Annotated in this window: 19 protein-coding genes; 12 read left to right on the plus strand and 7 right to left on the minus strand. The window is 65.1% G+C overall.

The window, feature by feature from the left end; all coding sequences use genetic code 11:
* The first annotated feature begins 38 nt into the window (after positions 1-38).
* The 3 genes from ACXAEH_RS01090 (at position 39) to ACXAEH_RS01100 (ending at position 3897) form a co-directional block, all read left to right on the plus strand.
* Positions 39-1424 (plus strand): DUF1800 domain-containing protein, encoded by a 1386-nt coding sequence (locus tag ACXAEH_RS01090; RefSeq protein ID WP_475030651.1) that lies wholly within the window; start codon positions 39-41, stop codon positions 1422-1424.
* Positions 1425-1438: 14 nt separating this feature from the next.
* Positions 1439-2644: a DUF1501 domain-containing protein gene (locus tag ACXAEH_RS01095; RefSeq protein WP_475030652.1), complete on the plus strand. Its 1206-nt coding sequence runs from the start codon at positions 1439-1441 to the stop codon at positions 2642-2644.
* A gap of 80 nt (positions 2645-2724) precedes the next feature.
* Positions 2725-3897, plus strand: coding sequence for an IS5 family transposase (locus ACXAEH_RS01100; RefSeq protein WP_475030626.1), 1173 nt, complete (start codon positions 2725-2727; stop codon positions 3895-3897).
* A gap of 952 nt (positions 3898-4849) precedes the next feature.
* Here the strand turns inward: ACXAEH_RS01100 and ACXAEH_RS01105 are convergent.
* Together ACXAEH_RS01105 and ACXAEH_RS01110 are read right to left on the minus strand one after the other, a co-directional pair.
* Positions 4850-4990: a hypothetical protein gene (locus ACXAEH_RS01105; RefSeq protein ID WP_475030653.1), complete on the minus strand. Its 141-nt coding sequence runs from the start codon at positions 4988-4990 to the stop codon at positions 4850-4852.
* A gap of 1 nt (position 4991) precedes the next feature.
* Complete coding sequence (locus ACXAEH_RS01110; protein WP_475030654.1) at positions 4992-5711, minus strand: response regulator; 720 nt, start codon at positions 5709-5711, stop codon at positions 4992-4994.
* 177 nt (positions 5712-5888) lie between these two features.
* Here ACXAEH_RS01110 and mce point away from each other — a divergent pair, with 177 nt between their 5' ends.
* Both mce and ACXAEH_RS01120 read left to right on the plus strand, forming a co-directional pair.
* Entirely contained in the window at positions 5889-6293 is a 405-nt protein-coding gene (gene mce, locus ACXAEH_RS01115; protein ID WP_039135336.1) for a methylmalonyl-CoA epimerase, read from the plus strand.
* A 56-nt stretch (positions 6294-6349) separates the two neighbouring features.
* Positions 6350-6625: a DUF1467 family protein gene (locus ACXAEH_RS01120; protein WP_475030655.1), complete on the plus strand. Its 276-nt coding sequence runs from the start codon at positions 6350-6352 to the stop codon at positions 6623-6625.
* Between the two features lie 312 nt (positions 6626-6937).
* Here the strand turns inward: ACXAEH_RS01120 and ACXAEH_RS01125 are convergent, their stop codons facing one another.
* Positions 6938-7627: an EI24 domain-containing protein gene (locus ACXAEH_RS01125; RefSeq protein WP_475030656.1), complete on the minus strand. Its 690-nt coding sequence runs from the start codon at positions 7625-7627 to the stop codon at positions 6938-6940.
* Positions 7624-8202, minus strand: a complete 579-nt coding sequence (locus tag ACXAEH_RS01130) for a nitroreductase family protein (protein ID WP_475030657.1) — start codon at positions 8200-8202, stop codon at positions 7624-7626. Before ACXAEH_RS01130 ends, ACXAEH_RS01125 begins: the two co-directional genes overlap by 4 nt.
* Positions 8203-8400: 198 nt before the next feature.
* On the opposite strand from ACXAEH_RS01130, the gene ACXAEH_RS01135 reads away from it, so the two are divergent.
* Positions 8401-8682, plus strand: a complete 282-nt coding sequence (locus ACXAEH_RS01135; protein ID WP_475030658.1) for a DUF167 domain-containing protein — start codon at positions 8401-8403, stop codon at positions 8680-8682.
* A gap of 16 nt (positions 8683-8698) precedes the next feature.
* Here ACXAEH_RS01135 and ACXAEH_RS01140 read toward each other — a convergent pair whose 3' ends face one another.
* Positions 8699-8938, minus strand: coding sequence for a hypothetical protein (locus ACXAEH_RS01140; protein ID WP_475030659.1), 240 nt, complete (start codon positions 8936-8938; stop codon positions 8699-8701).
* 149 nt (positions 8939-9087) lie between these two features.
* On the opposite strand from ACXAEH_RS01140, the gene ACXAEH_RS01145 reads away from it, so the two are divergent.
* The 5 genes from ACXAEH_RS01145 (at position 9088) to ACXAEH_RS01165 (ending at position 11110) form a co-directional block, all read left to right on the plus strand.
* Entirely contained in the window at positions 9088-9801 is a 714-nt protein-coding gene (locus ACXAEH_RS01145; protein WP_475030660.1) for a M48 family metalloprotease, read from the plus strand.
* 2 nt (positions 9802-9803) lie between these two features.
* Positions 9804-10193, plus strand: a complete 390-nt coding sequence (locus tag ACXAEH_RS01150; protein WP_475030661.1) for a YigZ family protein — start codon at positions 9804-9806, stop codon at positions 10191-10193.
* A 90-nt stretch (positions 10194-10283) separates the two neighbouring features.
* Positions 10284-10547, plus strand: a complete 264-nt coding sequence (locus ACXAEH_RS01155) for a DUF6455 family protein (RefSeq protein WP_475035500.1) — start codon at positions 10284-10286, stop codon at positions 10545-10547.
* Between the two features lie 27 nt (positions 10548-10574).
* Entirely contained in the window at positions 10575-10835 is a 261-nt protein-coding gene (locus ACXAEH_RS01160; RefSeq protein ID WP_475030662.1) for a DUF6455 family protein, read from the plus strand.
* On the plus strand, positions 10832-11110 hold the full coding sequence (locus ACXAEH_RS01165; protein ID WP_475030663.1) for a DUF6455 family protein: 279 nt from the start codon (positions 10832-10834) through the stop codon (positions 11108-11110). The genes ACXAEH_RS01160 and ACXAEH_RS01165 overlap by 4 nt, the downstream gene beginning before the upstream one ends.
* A gap of 99 nt (positions 11111-11209) precedes the next feature.
* On the opposite strand, the gene ACXAEH_RS01170 is transcribed toward ACXAEH_RS01165, so the two are convergent.
* Positions 11210-11464, minus strand: coding sequence for a CDGSH iron-sulfur domain-containing protein (locus tag ACXAEH_RS01170; protein WP_475030664.1), 255 nt, complete (start codon positions 11462-11464; stop codon positions 11210-11212).
* Positions 11465-11609: 145 nt separating this feature from the next.
* On the opposite strand from ACXAEH_RS01170, the gene ACXAEH_RS01175 reads away from it, so the two are divergent.
* A complete protein-coding gene (locus ACXAEH_RS01175; RefSeq protein WP_475030665.1) occupies positions 11610-11963 on the plus strand; it encodes a diacylglycerol kinase in 354 nt (117 codons plus the stop codon).
* Positions 11964-12068: 105 nt separating this feature from the next.
* Here ACXAEH_RS01175 and ACXAEH_RS01180 read toward each other — a convergent pair whose 3' ends face one another.
* Positions 12069-12836, minus strand: coding sequence for a hypothetical protein (locus tag ACXAEH_RS01180; RefSeq protein WP_475030666.1), 768 nt, complete (start codon positions 12834-12836; stop codon positions 12069-12071).
* Between the last annotated feature and the right edge of the window lies 1 nt (position 12837).

Consider the following 12837-nt stretch of genomic DNA (forward strand, 5'->3'; position numbering starts at 1 on the left):
GTTTGCGGGCATCACAGCGGCTCAGGGAAGGGGAGGCGATGCGGTTTGATGGAGACTTGGCGGAAATCCGGTTCGGGGCCGGGTTGTCGCCGCTGGTGCCGCCGCCGGGGGCGGCCGAGGAGATGCTGAACCGGCTGCAGGGCATCGATGAAATGATGCTTAAGTTTCCGATCAGTGGCCTTGATGAGGCCGCTGCGGGTGTTCTTGAATTCCGGAGGCTGAGCAAGGAGCGCAAACGGCAAATCGGTCAAGACGGATTTCCGGCCGCTGACAAAGCGTTCAAGAACTACCGGCGCAATTATTACCGTGCCCGCGATGGCTGGCATGGGCAAAGGCTCTTGCGCCATATTCATACTCAGGATGCGTTCCGCGAGCGGCTGGTGCTGTTTTGGGCTGATCATTTTACAGCCCAGGGCAAGACACCCGCTATGCGTGTGCTTGCTGCGCCTTATGCCGAAAGCGTGATCCGGCCGCATGTAGGCGGGCGCTTTGAAGACATGCTGGTTGCAGCTGTTACCAGCCCTATGATGCTGCATTACCTGGATCAGAACCGGTCGGCCGGGCCGGGCAGCCGGGCTGCCAAGCGCCGGAAGCGTCTGGCCGGGTTAAACGAGAACCTCGCGCGGGAGGTGTTGGAGCTGCACACGCTGGGGGTGGGCGGTCCCTACAGTCAGGCAGATGTGCGGCAATTGGCCGAGCTGTTCACCGGGTTGACGATTTCGCGCGAAGTTGAATTCACGTACCGTCCCGGCATGGCGGAACCGGGGCCCGAAACCGTGCTGGGGGAAACCTATGGCGGCGGCAAGCCGCGGCTGGACCAGGTCTACGCAGCCTTGCGGAATCTGGCCCGCCACCCGGCCACTGCCCGGCATATCGCCTGGAAGCTTGCAGTGCATTTCGTCTCTGACACGCCTGCGCCCGCACTGGTCTCGCATCTGGCGGACCGGTTTGAGGAATCCGGCGGGGCGCTGATGCCGGTCTATGCAGCGCTGCTGGAGCACCCGGAGGCCTGGCAGCCGGACTTGGCCAATGTGAAGCCGCCGTTCGGCTATGTGGCCTCGGCCTGCCGTGCGCTGAACCTGCCGGCCGCGCGCATGGCGGCGCTGAAGCCTAGGCAAATCCGCCGCCTGCTGCTGGCGCCGCTGACGCCGATGGGGCAGCGATGGGAGTTTTCCGGCGGCCCGGATGGCTGGCCGGAGGAAGATGCGGCCTGGGTGACGCCGCAGGCGCTGGCGGCACGGCTGCACTGGGCCATGGCGGTGCCGCAGCGTCTGCAGAAAGCGCTGCCGGACCCGCGTGAGTTTGCCCGCTCGGCCTTGGGCAGCTATGCCAATGAGCGGGTGCAATTTGCCGCAAGTGCCGCCGAAACCGGCGCTGAGGGGGTCGGCCTGGTGCTGGCCTCGCCTGCCTTCCAGCGCCGCTGACCGGAGGAATTTCCATGCCCTTGACCCGACGTTCCCTTCTGACACGCTCTGCCGCGATGGGCTGCTCGCTGGCCGCCAGCCCGCTGATCACGCCGGTCACCTTTGCTGCGGCGCCCTGGGACAACAGGCTGGTGGTGATCATCCTGCGCGGCGGCATGGATGCGCTGGATGCGGTGCAGCCCTATGGCGACCCGGCGTTTGCCGGGCTGCGGCAAAGCCTCTCCGGCGGGCCGGAGGCCGGGGCGGCGGATCTGGACGGGTTTTATGCCATGCATCCAGCGCTGGCGCCGCTGCTGCCGCTTTGGCGCAAGGGGGAGCTGGCCTTTGTGCAGGCCGTGTCCACACCCTACCGCGACCGGCGCAGCCATTTCGACGGCCAGGACCTGCTGGAAGCCGGAACTGCAGGACTGGGGGAAGCGAAAGGCGGCTGGCTGAACCGGCTGCTGCAGCAGATGCCCGGGGCAGAGGCGCGCACTGCCTTTGCCATCGGCCGGGAGCGGATGCTGCTGATGGACGGGGCGGCACCGGTCTCGCAATGGGCGCCGGGCGCCGGGCTGGCGATGAGCCCGCAGGCAGAGCGGCTGGCGGGCCTGCTGATGGAGGAGGATCCCCTGTTCCACCGGGCACTGAACGAGGCCTTGGAGCTGACCCGCCAGGACATGTCCTTGAATCTTGATGGCGGTGAAGCCGGTGGCAGCGGTATGCAGCGGCCCCCGGCGGGCAAGGCGCATGCGGAGATTGCCGGATACGCGGCCCGGCAGCTGCGCGGCGACGCCCGGATCGCGGCATTCTCCATCAATGGCTGGGACACCCATTCCGGCCAGGCGCGGGGGCTGAAGGCGGCTTTGGGGCGGCTGTCGGAGAGTGTCATGGAACTGCACAGCGGCCTGGGGCCGGAAGTCTGGGGCAAGACGGCGGTGGTGGCGGTGACCGAGTTCGGCCGGACGGTGCGGGAAAACGGCACCGGCGGCACCGATCATGGCACCGGCGGCGCGATGCTGCTGGCAGGCGGCGCGGTGCGCGGCGGCCGGGTATTCGGGCGCTGGCCAGGGCTGGCCGAGGCGGATCTTTACGCGCGGCGCGACCTGATGCCGACAGGAGATGTGAGGCGCCACCTTGCCTGGCTGCTGCATGGTTTGATGCAAGCCGGGAAATCCGGTCTGGAGAGCGGTGTTTTTCCCGGTCTGGACATGGCGGAGGACCCAGGGCTGCTGCTTTAGCAGGCTGCTGAAGAAGTCGGCTCTCGACGCGGCCTGAGGAACATGATTCACCCTCAGCACAATTTCGGCGGGGGTTGGTGATGCGCGGGACGGACGAAGCGAGCGGATCGCTTTTCAGCTATGTCGATCTGGAAGAGCGCATCCCAGCACGGCACCCTCTCCGCAAGATCAGGCAGGTGGTCAACGACGCGCTGGCCAGTCTGGATGCCGATTTCGAGGCGGTCTACACCGATTTCGGCCGCCCCTCGATCCCGCCGGAACGGCTGATCCGGGCCAGCCTGCTGCAGATCCTGTTCTCAATCCGCTCCGAGCGGCAGTTGATGGAACAGATGCAGTATAATCTGCTGTTCCGCTGGTTCGTGGGCCTCGGGATCGACGATCCGGTATGGGTGCCGACGGTGTTCACCAAGAACCGCGACCGGCTGCTGACGGCCGACATGTCGCGCAAGGTGATGGCGGCTATCCTGGCGCATCGCGAGGTCGCGCCGCTCCTGTCGGACGACCACTTCTCGGTCGATGGCACGCTCATAAAGGCCTGGGCATCGATGAAGAGTTTCCAGCCGAAGTCGGCGGGCACGCCGCCCGGCGATGATAGGCCGGATGACCCGCCCGCGACATCCATTGCCCCTGCCGCACAACCCGCCCAGACCGAACCCGAGACCGCTCCAATGCCCCGCTACAGCCGCCGCACCCGAAATCCCGAGGTCAACTTCAAGGGCGAGAAGCGTTCGAATGCGACCCATGCCTCGGTCACCGACCCGGACGCACGGCTCTATAAGAAATCCCCTGGCACAGGTGCGGTGCTGTGCTTCATGGGGCATGCGCTGATGGAGAACCGGCACGGGCTGGTTGTGCAAGGCGACCTAACCCACGCTGACGGCCGCGCCGAGCGAAAGGCTGCGCTGGACATGCTGCACCGCCACTCCCCCGGATCGACCCGGCGGCTGACCTTGGGAGCCGACAAGGGATACGATGCGGCCGAATTCGTCGCAGATCTCCGCCAGGCCTGCGTCACCCCGCACGTCGCCAGGAAGGCGCGGCATTCAGCAATCGACGGTCGCACAACCCGGCACAAAGGCTATGCCCTGTCCCAGAAGCACCGCAAACGGATCGAGGAGGCGTTTGGCTGGGCCAAGACCGTTGGCGGCATGTCCCAGACCGTCTATCGCGGCGCCGAACGGGTGCAGTCGCGCTTCATCCTGACGCTCGCAGCCGGAAATCTCGCCCGGCTGCCCCGGTTGCTGGCGGAATGAGGCTGGAGGGGGGGACGCAGGCCTGCTTCCAGCCACCCAATCCGGAAGACCGATGAGAGAACTCATTCCACCACGGAGAACAGCGTCCCACTGGCCTGACTAATTCAGCGGCCTGTTAGGGCGGTGCCCTGCGCCGCTGGCACGCAAACGGCAACAGAGCAGGGTGGCGTGCGCGGGCTGGCGGCGGTTCTAAATGGTCAAAGCCGCTGCTTTACGGCGGTTCAGGGGGGCGGATTTGCTGGATAACTTCCCTGAGCCGCGCTGCAGCGCTGTGCGGGAGAACCGCCATTCCAGCGGGGCTGTGTTTTGTCAGAAGCAGAATCAGGCAAACCAGCGGTGCAGGGTGAACGGGTCCTGACCCCGGCCCGCAGCCGCCTGGCGGCCTGCGGCAAGCCGGAAGGATGGCAGCAGGGCTGCAGTTTCTTGAAGTTGGCGGCCCGCGCAGAAGGTGCTCCCGCCCGTCGTCCGCCTGTTCTGCGAACAGGCATCCTCCCGTTGGGCCCGGCACCGCCTTTCAGGCGGTGCCGGGCCCAAGGCCGCCAAGGGGTGGCTGCGCCAGCAGCCGCACCTGCGGGCGCGGGAGGGTTTCTGGATGCAAAGGAGAGGGGGCGGGCTGCTGCTGCCTGGGTCTGCCGACTTGGTTTGGCGGCCCGGACTGGGGGCCTGGTGTGACGGCCTGGTCATGTTTTCGCTGCTGTATTGCCGGGGCCTGCGGGATGGGGCGGCCCGGCGCTTGCCGTGCGCCGCGTTTGCAGCACCGGGCGGGGGCGTGGACTGCTAAGGCGGTCAGCACTTTGGGAGGCGCCTGATCTGCAATTGGGCCGGGAAGCGGCTGCGGGTTCCGGGCAGTCGTTCAGCGCGCGTCCGCAGACCTGCCGTTCATCTGCCGCTTGAACCTGAGTCTCTAAAGCCCGGGTCCCTTGAACCGGGGCCAAAGCCTGCCGGGCGGGTGTTAGCGCTGGCGCGGGCGGAGGATCAGCGGCCGGTCTTCGGACTGGCGGCGGTTGCGGCGGATGCCGCGGGCGTCCAGCCGGGTCTGGCCGTAGAGCACGATGGCGAGGGTGGTCAGGGCGATGAGAAAGGCTTCCACCATGTCAGATCGCCGCCCGCCGTTCCAGCCGCTCCTGAACCAGGCCGGCGATGGCCGCGGTGTCCTGGCTCAGCGGTTTGCCCTTGCGCCGGGCGCGGGCCAGACGGTCGGCAGCCTCCGCCAGGGGATCGTCGCCGGCACTGCGGGCAACACCGCCAAGGAACTGCGCCAGATAGGCCAGGGTTTTCTCTTCCTGGTTCATGCTGAGCACATCGGCGGCATGCGCCATGTCATCGCGGTAGGCCAGGAAATCGGGTTCCACCGTCTCGTCATCCAGGGCGCGGGGGCCGGAGAGCTGGCGGTCGGCGGGCAGGTTCGACAGGATCTTCTGCTGGAACGCTGCCAGCGAGGTGATCGGTTTTTCCAGGAAACCCGCAGCGCCGGCCTCAAGCGCGGCGCCCTCCAGCAGCGGATCGCCGGAGGTGGCAAGGATCACGCTGGGGCGGGGGCTGGCCTCGGCCAGTTCGCGGATCAGGTCAAGGCCGGAGCCGTCCGGCAGGCCCACGTCGGCGATCAGCACCGAGGGGCGGTAGACCTGCAGATGGCGGCGGGCGGATTTCAAACAGTCGGCGCGGCGGATGCGGGCACCGCTGCGCAGGCACAAAAGCCGCAAGGCCTCGCAGGCAAAGCGGCTGTCCTCGACCACCAGGATGGTCAGGCCCAAGAGCGGGCGGCGGGTGGTGGGCAGGCGCTGGGCGGCAGCAAACAGTTCCGAATCGTCCATAACATATGCTCCTTGCGGGATATGTTCCGACGCTAGGGATTCGAGGCTAATTACAGGTTAACGGCGCGCGCGCCGCCGCGGGCAAAGCAGCCCCCGCGCGAAATGGCGCACTTGCCGCGGCGCAGCATTGCCCCCATAACCGGGGCGGAGGACCATTTGTGAGAGGAGCACAAGGAAATGATTGGCCGCTTGAACCATGTTGCCATTGCTGTCCCGGATCTGGAGGCCGCCTCGGCCCAGTACCGCAACGCGCTGGGCGCCAAGGTGGGGGAGCCGCAGGATGAGCCGGATCACGGGGTGACCGTGGTGTTCATCGAACTGCCCAACACCAAGATCGAACTGCTGTATCCGCTGGGGGAAAACTCGCCCATCAACGGGTTTCTGGAGAAGAACCCGGCGGGCGGCATCCACCATGTCTGCTATGAGGTGGAGGACATCCTGGCGGCGCGCGATCACCTGCAGGCGGAAGGCGCGCGGGTGCTGGGCACCGGCGAGCCGAAGATCGGCGCCCATGGCAAGCCGGTGCTGTTCCTGCATCCCAAGGATTTCAACGGCTGCCTGGTGGAACTCGAGGAAGTTTGAGGCTATGAGCACCCTGTCCCCGATGCGGGGCAGGGCAACTCCGGGAGACCAGCAAGATGGGTGTTACCTCAGCGATCGTGCTTTATGCGGTGATCTGGTTCTTGACCTTCCTGGTGGTGATTCCGATCCGGCTGCAGACCCAGGGCGACAAGGGCGAGGTGGTGCCCGGCACCCATGCGGGCGCGCCGGAGAAGCACTTTCTGAAGCAGAAGGCCTGGATCACCACTGGCGTGGCCGCTGTATTGTGGGCCGTCATTTGCGGCATCGTCATCTCTGAGGTGATTTCGGTGCGGGATTTCGACTGGATGGGCATGCTGCCGGACCAGCCGTGAAGCACCGGCCCCGGCTGATCGGAAACGAGGCGCTCCCGCCCGGAGCGGGAGGCATTGAAAATGCCTCCGCGCCGGTTGGGCGTGGCGCCGCGCTGGCGCGCGGCGCGGCGGTGGCCAGCCCTTGCGGGCTGGAGCGGGCTGCATCGCAAAATTGAAATCAGAAAAACTTGCTGAGAAGCGCTTTAAGGGCAGGTCTGCCCTTAAAGACGCCGGTTCGAGTGTATTCCGGCCTTCGCCGCGTCAAGGCTGAACCGCGCGTCCCGCGCGGCGGCTGGCGCCGGCCTTGACCCGGCTGCGGCCGGGGGCGCGCACCTAGCGGCGGGACAGCGCGTGGTAGATATGGGTGAAGGTGGCGGCGCCCAGGATCGGGATCACCAGGTTCAAAAGCGGCACCGACAGCGGCATTGCCATCAGCGTGCCGGCGGCCCAGATGGTACCGGAATGGCGGTTGCGCAGCTTCTTGGCCTCTGCGGTGCCGACCCGGCGGGCGGCGGCGAGGGTGAAATATTCCCGCCCCAGGAGGAAGCCGTTCAGCCCCCAGAAAATGAACAGTGCGGCGGGAGGAAACAGCGCATAAAGGAACAGCGCCATGACATTGGCCGCAATCAGCAGGCCGAGGAAGTTCACCGTGTCCTTGACCGCGTCCCAGAACGGCACCTTGGCGGCGGGCGGAAGCGCGGGATAATGTTTGTCCTCCACCGCCTGGGCGACCTCTTCCAGGAACATCGAGGTGATGGCCGAGGCCACCGGCACCATCAGGAACACCGACAGGAAAAGCATGAAGAACAGCGAGCCGAAGGACAACAGGTCATCGATCCAGGTGACCTCGCCCAGCACAGGCAGGGTCACCTGCGGCCCGGCCAGCCACTGGATCAGCATCAGGAAGGCGGCATAGGCGGCAAACAGCAGCGCGATGCTGAGGCCGATACCGAGGAACAGCACCTTGCGGAAGCGCGGGTCGCCGGTCTGGCCGAGGGTCTTGAAAAAGGCAGTGAAGATCATTCGCTCATCCAGGTTGTGACCGCATCCAGGTCCGGGCGCGGGCGTTCGGGCGGGGCGGTGCTTTCGGTGGCAATGTGGATGATGCCGGCGATGCGCTCGTGTGCCGCCAGATCAAAGGCCGCCTTGGCAAAGCCCGCGTTGTGGCTGGCCCAGCCGCTCAGCCAATTGGCGCCCCAGCCTGCCGCCAGCGCCGCATTCAGCAGTGCCAGGCAGGCGGCGCCGGCGGAATAGGTCTGCTCCAGCGCCGGGATCTTGGCGCTGTCCTTCTGCACTTCGACCACCACCACGGCGAGCTGGCCCATGTCGAACTGGCTGCGGCCCTTGGCAATGTCCTCGGCGCTTTTGCCAAGACGCGCGCCGGCCTCCTCAGTCAGGGCGGCGAGGCGGGTCATGGCGGGCTGTTCCACCACGATAAAGCGCCAGGGCTCCAGCTTGCCGTGATCGGGTGTGCGGGCGGCAGCGGTCAGGATCGGCCGCAATTCTTCGCGTGTGGGCGCGGGCGCCACCAGCGTCTTGGCCGGGCGGGAACGGCGCGACAGCAGGAACTCCAGGGCAGCATCATTGCGTGCGGGCATATGTGAAACCTTTTTACATCTGGTGCCGCCTATTTCGGCGGCCATGGGGGATTATTCAAGAGCCGTCTGGGCTTGCGGGCCGCAGGTGTGCTGCGGATGCAGCAGGCGGCGGGCTGGGGTTTCTCAGACCGTGTGATAGCCGCGCAAAACCGGCAATGTCTATGGATTTTCCGGGGTGAACAAAGCATGTGTGGCGGTATGGGAAAGCCAAAAAAGAAAGACCTGCCGGATTTGACGCATCTATGCGTGCCGGGCGCAGAGATTGCAGTCCGGGCCACGCCCAAGGCGGCCCGCAACGCTATTGCCGGGGCGGAGGGCGTGCTGAAGGTCTCGGTCACTGCCGTGCCGGAGAATGGCAAGGCCAATGACGCCATCCGCCAGCTGCTGGCCTTGGCGATGGGCACGGCGGCCTCAAACCTGGAGCTGCACCGCGGGAGCACCTCCCGCAGCAAGCTGTTTGTCTATACCGGCCCGGCCTGACTGCCGTGGGCTGATCCTAATCCTCGTCGGGCACCAGCCTATAGACGCCCTCGGGCAGATCCAGCGCCGCCGCCAGATCCCGCACCTGGTTATGCGACAGGGTGATCTTCTGCACGCTGTCGGTGCGCGGGTCGAATTGCTCGACCGTGACGCATTCGGCAAAGGAATTGATGGTCACATCCTCGTTGAGCGGGGTGCTGTCCTCGTCCACCAGGGTGATGACCGTCGAGTTGAATTCATGTTCGATGGTAAACATGCCTCCAGCCTGCCATTGGGGGCGCTGCCTGGCAAGGCCTTGCAATTGCTGACTATCACGCTGTTGCAGCGGCAATGTTCCGCCGCTGTGCGATTGCTATCCCCCGGATTTGCACGATAGAGTGGCGGCGAACCGCAAGAGGATCCGCCATGCGCCGTTTTCTGTGTTTGCTCGCCTTGACTGTCAGCGCCTGCGATGTGGCGGTAGAGCCCGCGCCGCAGGCCGCGCCCGTTGTGCAGACGCCACGGGTGAAGGGGATGGCACCGGCCCAGGCGCGGCAGGCCTTTGCCTCGGTCACCCGCCGGGTGGAGCCGGTGGCCGAGCGCGAATGCCGCCGCCGCACCCAAGGCCTGAACTGCGATTTCCTGATCCGGGTCGATCCGAACCCGAATGCGCCGCCCAACGCCTACCAGAGCCTCGACCGCTCCGGCCGGCCGGTGATCACCTTTACCCAACGGATGCTGGGGCAGATTGCCAACCACGACGAGCTGGCCTTTGTGATGTCGCATGAAGCGGCGCACCACATTCGCGGCCATCTGGCGCGGCAGGCGCAGAACTCGGCGCTGGTCAGCGTCGGCGCGGGGCTGATCACCGCGCTGGCAGGCGGCAGCGCGGCCACGGTGTCCAGCGCACAGGACCTGGGCGGCTTTGTCGGCTCGCGCACCTACTCCAAGGATTTCGAGCTGGAGGCGGATGAGCTGGGCACCATCATCACCCATCAGTCCGGCTACCGCCCCAGCGTCGGCGTGCGCTTCTTCAACCGGCTGCCGGACCCGGGCGACCGCTTCCTGGGCACCCACCCCGCCAACCCGGACCGGGTGCGGGTGGTGCAGGCCACCATCGACCGCCACGGGCTGAACTGAGCATGGCCAAAGACCAGACTGCACCCGCGCTGACCATGCTTGGCGTGGTTCTGACCGACCGCGGCTCGAAATACGCGGTGACCGGCGCGCGGGCCACCTCGCGTGAAGAGGTCGACGCGGTACTGGCCGAGCTTAAGACCGACCGTTCTTATGCCAAGGCGACCCACAACACCTGGGCGGCGGTGCTGCCCGCCGGCGGGCTCAAGGCGGATGACGGCGAGACCGGGGCCGGCATGGTGATCCTGCGGATGATGGAGCGCGAGGGCCTCAAGGATCACGTGATCATCGTCACCCGCTGGTATGGCGGCAAAAAGCTGGGCGGCGACCGGTTCCGGCGCGTTCAGGATGCAGTGCGTGCGTATATGGTCCACCTAGGCGGGAAATCCGCATAAATCCGGTCCCGTTTGACCTGCATCAAGTTGACGCTGCCGCCGCGCGGGTAATCTGCACCCCAGATGAATGATTTACAGGGGATGCGCGCGATGACCACCCAAGCCGAGCTGAAGAAACACGCCGAGCTGTTCGACCGGATGGCCGCCACCGTCGGCCTCGACCTGGAACAGGACGCGGTGGAAGGCAACCTGCGCTTTGACGAGATCGCCGAAGCGGTGCTGCGCTGCAGCCGCTGCGGCGGCGTCGGCGCCTGCCAGAACTGGCTGGCGCAAGGCCCGCGCCCGGGTGCGGAGGCCCCTGACTTTTGCCGCAACCGCGACCTGCTCTCCTATCTGAACGAGCAGCACGGCTGAGCCTTTGCCAATTCAGGAGTGCGTGACATGCAGCCATTGGGAGACCCCCTGTACCACCTGCGGCTGGTGGCCCGGATGGGCCAGGCCGTGGGCGCCGATCTGTCCGGCGCCTTTGATGCCGGCACCATCAGCCCCGAGGATTGGGCGGCGATGATCACCCGCTGCCGCGGCTGTGATGCGCCGCAGCGCTGCGAGGCGTTCCTGGACGCCAACCGGACCGCAGCGGCCCCGATGCCGGGCTGCCGCAATGCGGACGCCCTGATGCAGCTGAAAGACCTTACCCCATGAAGGACATGGCCGCGGAGGCTGAGGGCCTGGGCAATATCTTCCGCCACCTGTGGCTGCTGCAGGCCGTGGCCAAAGCGGCAGGAGTGGACCTCACCGCAGAAATGCGCGCCGGCCGTCTCAGCGGGCTGGAACATGCGCAGATGGTCACCCAGTGCCGCGGCGCCGGTTGCAGCAAGTCCTGCGCGCTGTGGAACTCTGCCCGCCGCGAGAGCGACGCGCCCGCGGTGCCGGAATTCTGCCCCAGTGCGAAGATCTTCAAACGGCTGATGGGCTGACCGCGCCGCAGCCGTGGTGCCGCCCGGCCCGTCCTGCAGCTTGGACCGTTTTACAGCTTGGCCCTGTTACTGCTTGGCCCTGTTACAGCTTGGCCTGCGTTACAGCTTCGAGTGGCTGCCGTCGCAGCGCGGTGTCTTCTGCGACTGCTTGCAGCCGCAAAAGAACACCTTGCCATCCTTCTCGGCGGTGAATTTCACCGGCTCGAACCCGGTCCCCTTATGCGAGCCGTCGCAGAACGGCTGCTTCTTGGACTTGCCGCAGGCGCACCAGAAATAAGATTTCCCCGCCTTCACCTCGACGGGGAAGGGGGCTTTCTGGGCAATCTCCGGTGCACCGGTGTTGTCGCTTGGCATGGCTGGGGGCTCTCCCTGGCTGGTGTCTCCCGCAAAGGGTGGCCTCCGCGCACGAGGCGGTCAAGTCCGGGTCCGGCCATCCGCCGCGGCATTTCCGTCAGCATCGCCTATTGAACCCCGCCGGTGCTGCCGCCAAAGTGCCGCGATGACGTATTTTCTGAACCAATTGAAACGGCGCACCATCTGGAGCTGGGCCGGCTGCCGCGACGCCTGGGTCAATGAGCATTCCTTCCGCACCTGGGTCTGGGCCAACCTGGCCTCCGCCGCCCTGGCCCTGTGGCTGCCGCTGGAGCCCGCCGAACGCGCGCTGATCCTGGCCCTGGGCATTCTGGTGCTGGCGGCCGAGCTGATGAACACCGCAATTGAGCGGACGGTGGATTACATTTCCAAGGACCACCACGAGCTGGCCCGCCGCGCCAAGGACGCCGGCAGCGCCGGCGTGGCGGTGACAGCGGTTGCGGCTGGCGTGACGTGGGTGGTGGTGCTGGTTGGGTTGTAGGGAAGCCAAGTGCCCGCGCAAAGCGCGGGCAGCGCCCGACCCTCCCCACGGGAGGGCGCTTCGCACCCACCCAGGGTCAGGCGCTGATCGTGAACTGAAAAGGCTTTAGTTCCTCGACAATAGAAACCTTTCTGCGGTGAACGGGGTGTGAAAACCCATTGTTTCCGTAATGCGCTCATTCACTTTTTCCCCCAGTGGCTTGTGATACCATGAAGCAAAGAGTGGCAGTCTGAAATACGAAGAGTTGAGGGTTTCCGGCGCTGTTTCCGCACCCCTAGAGTAGTCGAAAAGATGTTCGACTAACGCTTTCACTACGATCCAATCTACAATGTGATCTGCTTTTTCGTTGTCGTCAAATCCGGCCGGAAGGATGTCAAAGTTGGAAAGAAAACGCACATTTGCAATTTGATAGTGCTGTACGAGAACTGACAACCATTTTGCAGATTTATGGTCGGAAAACTCAATGCAGGATCGTATTGTTGCCAGAACTTCAGCTGAGATTGCTGTGTCTTTTTCATATCTCGAGCGGTTTCCCACAGTCTTAAAGAATGGTGGGTCTTCGCTCGCGTATGCAATGCCGGCGTCGCACACTCTTACCATTTCGGAAAGTGCTAAAGGCAGAGTTGCCTTTGCAGCGCGATGAGACGCGTCCTTTTGATCTTTAGCGATTTTGCTTTGGTTGGAAATTACGGACAAAGTTCCCATTAGAGCAAGGGATGCTGCAAATAAGGTAACCAAAGCAGAGAACAGGTAAATCCAGTTCTTCTGGTATGCTTCGCTCACAGTTTCGTCGGTGACCCAAGCAAGAATGAAGGCAGAGACTGCGCCTACACAACAGCCTAGGGCAAAGTTTGAAAGAAAACGAATTTTCACT

The organism is Leisingera sp. ABM4_060 (assembly GCF_056158765.1).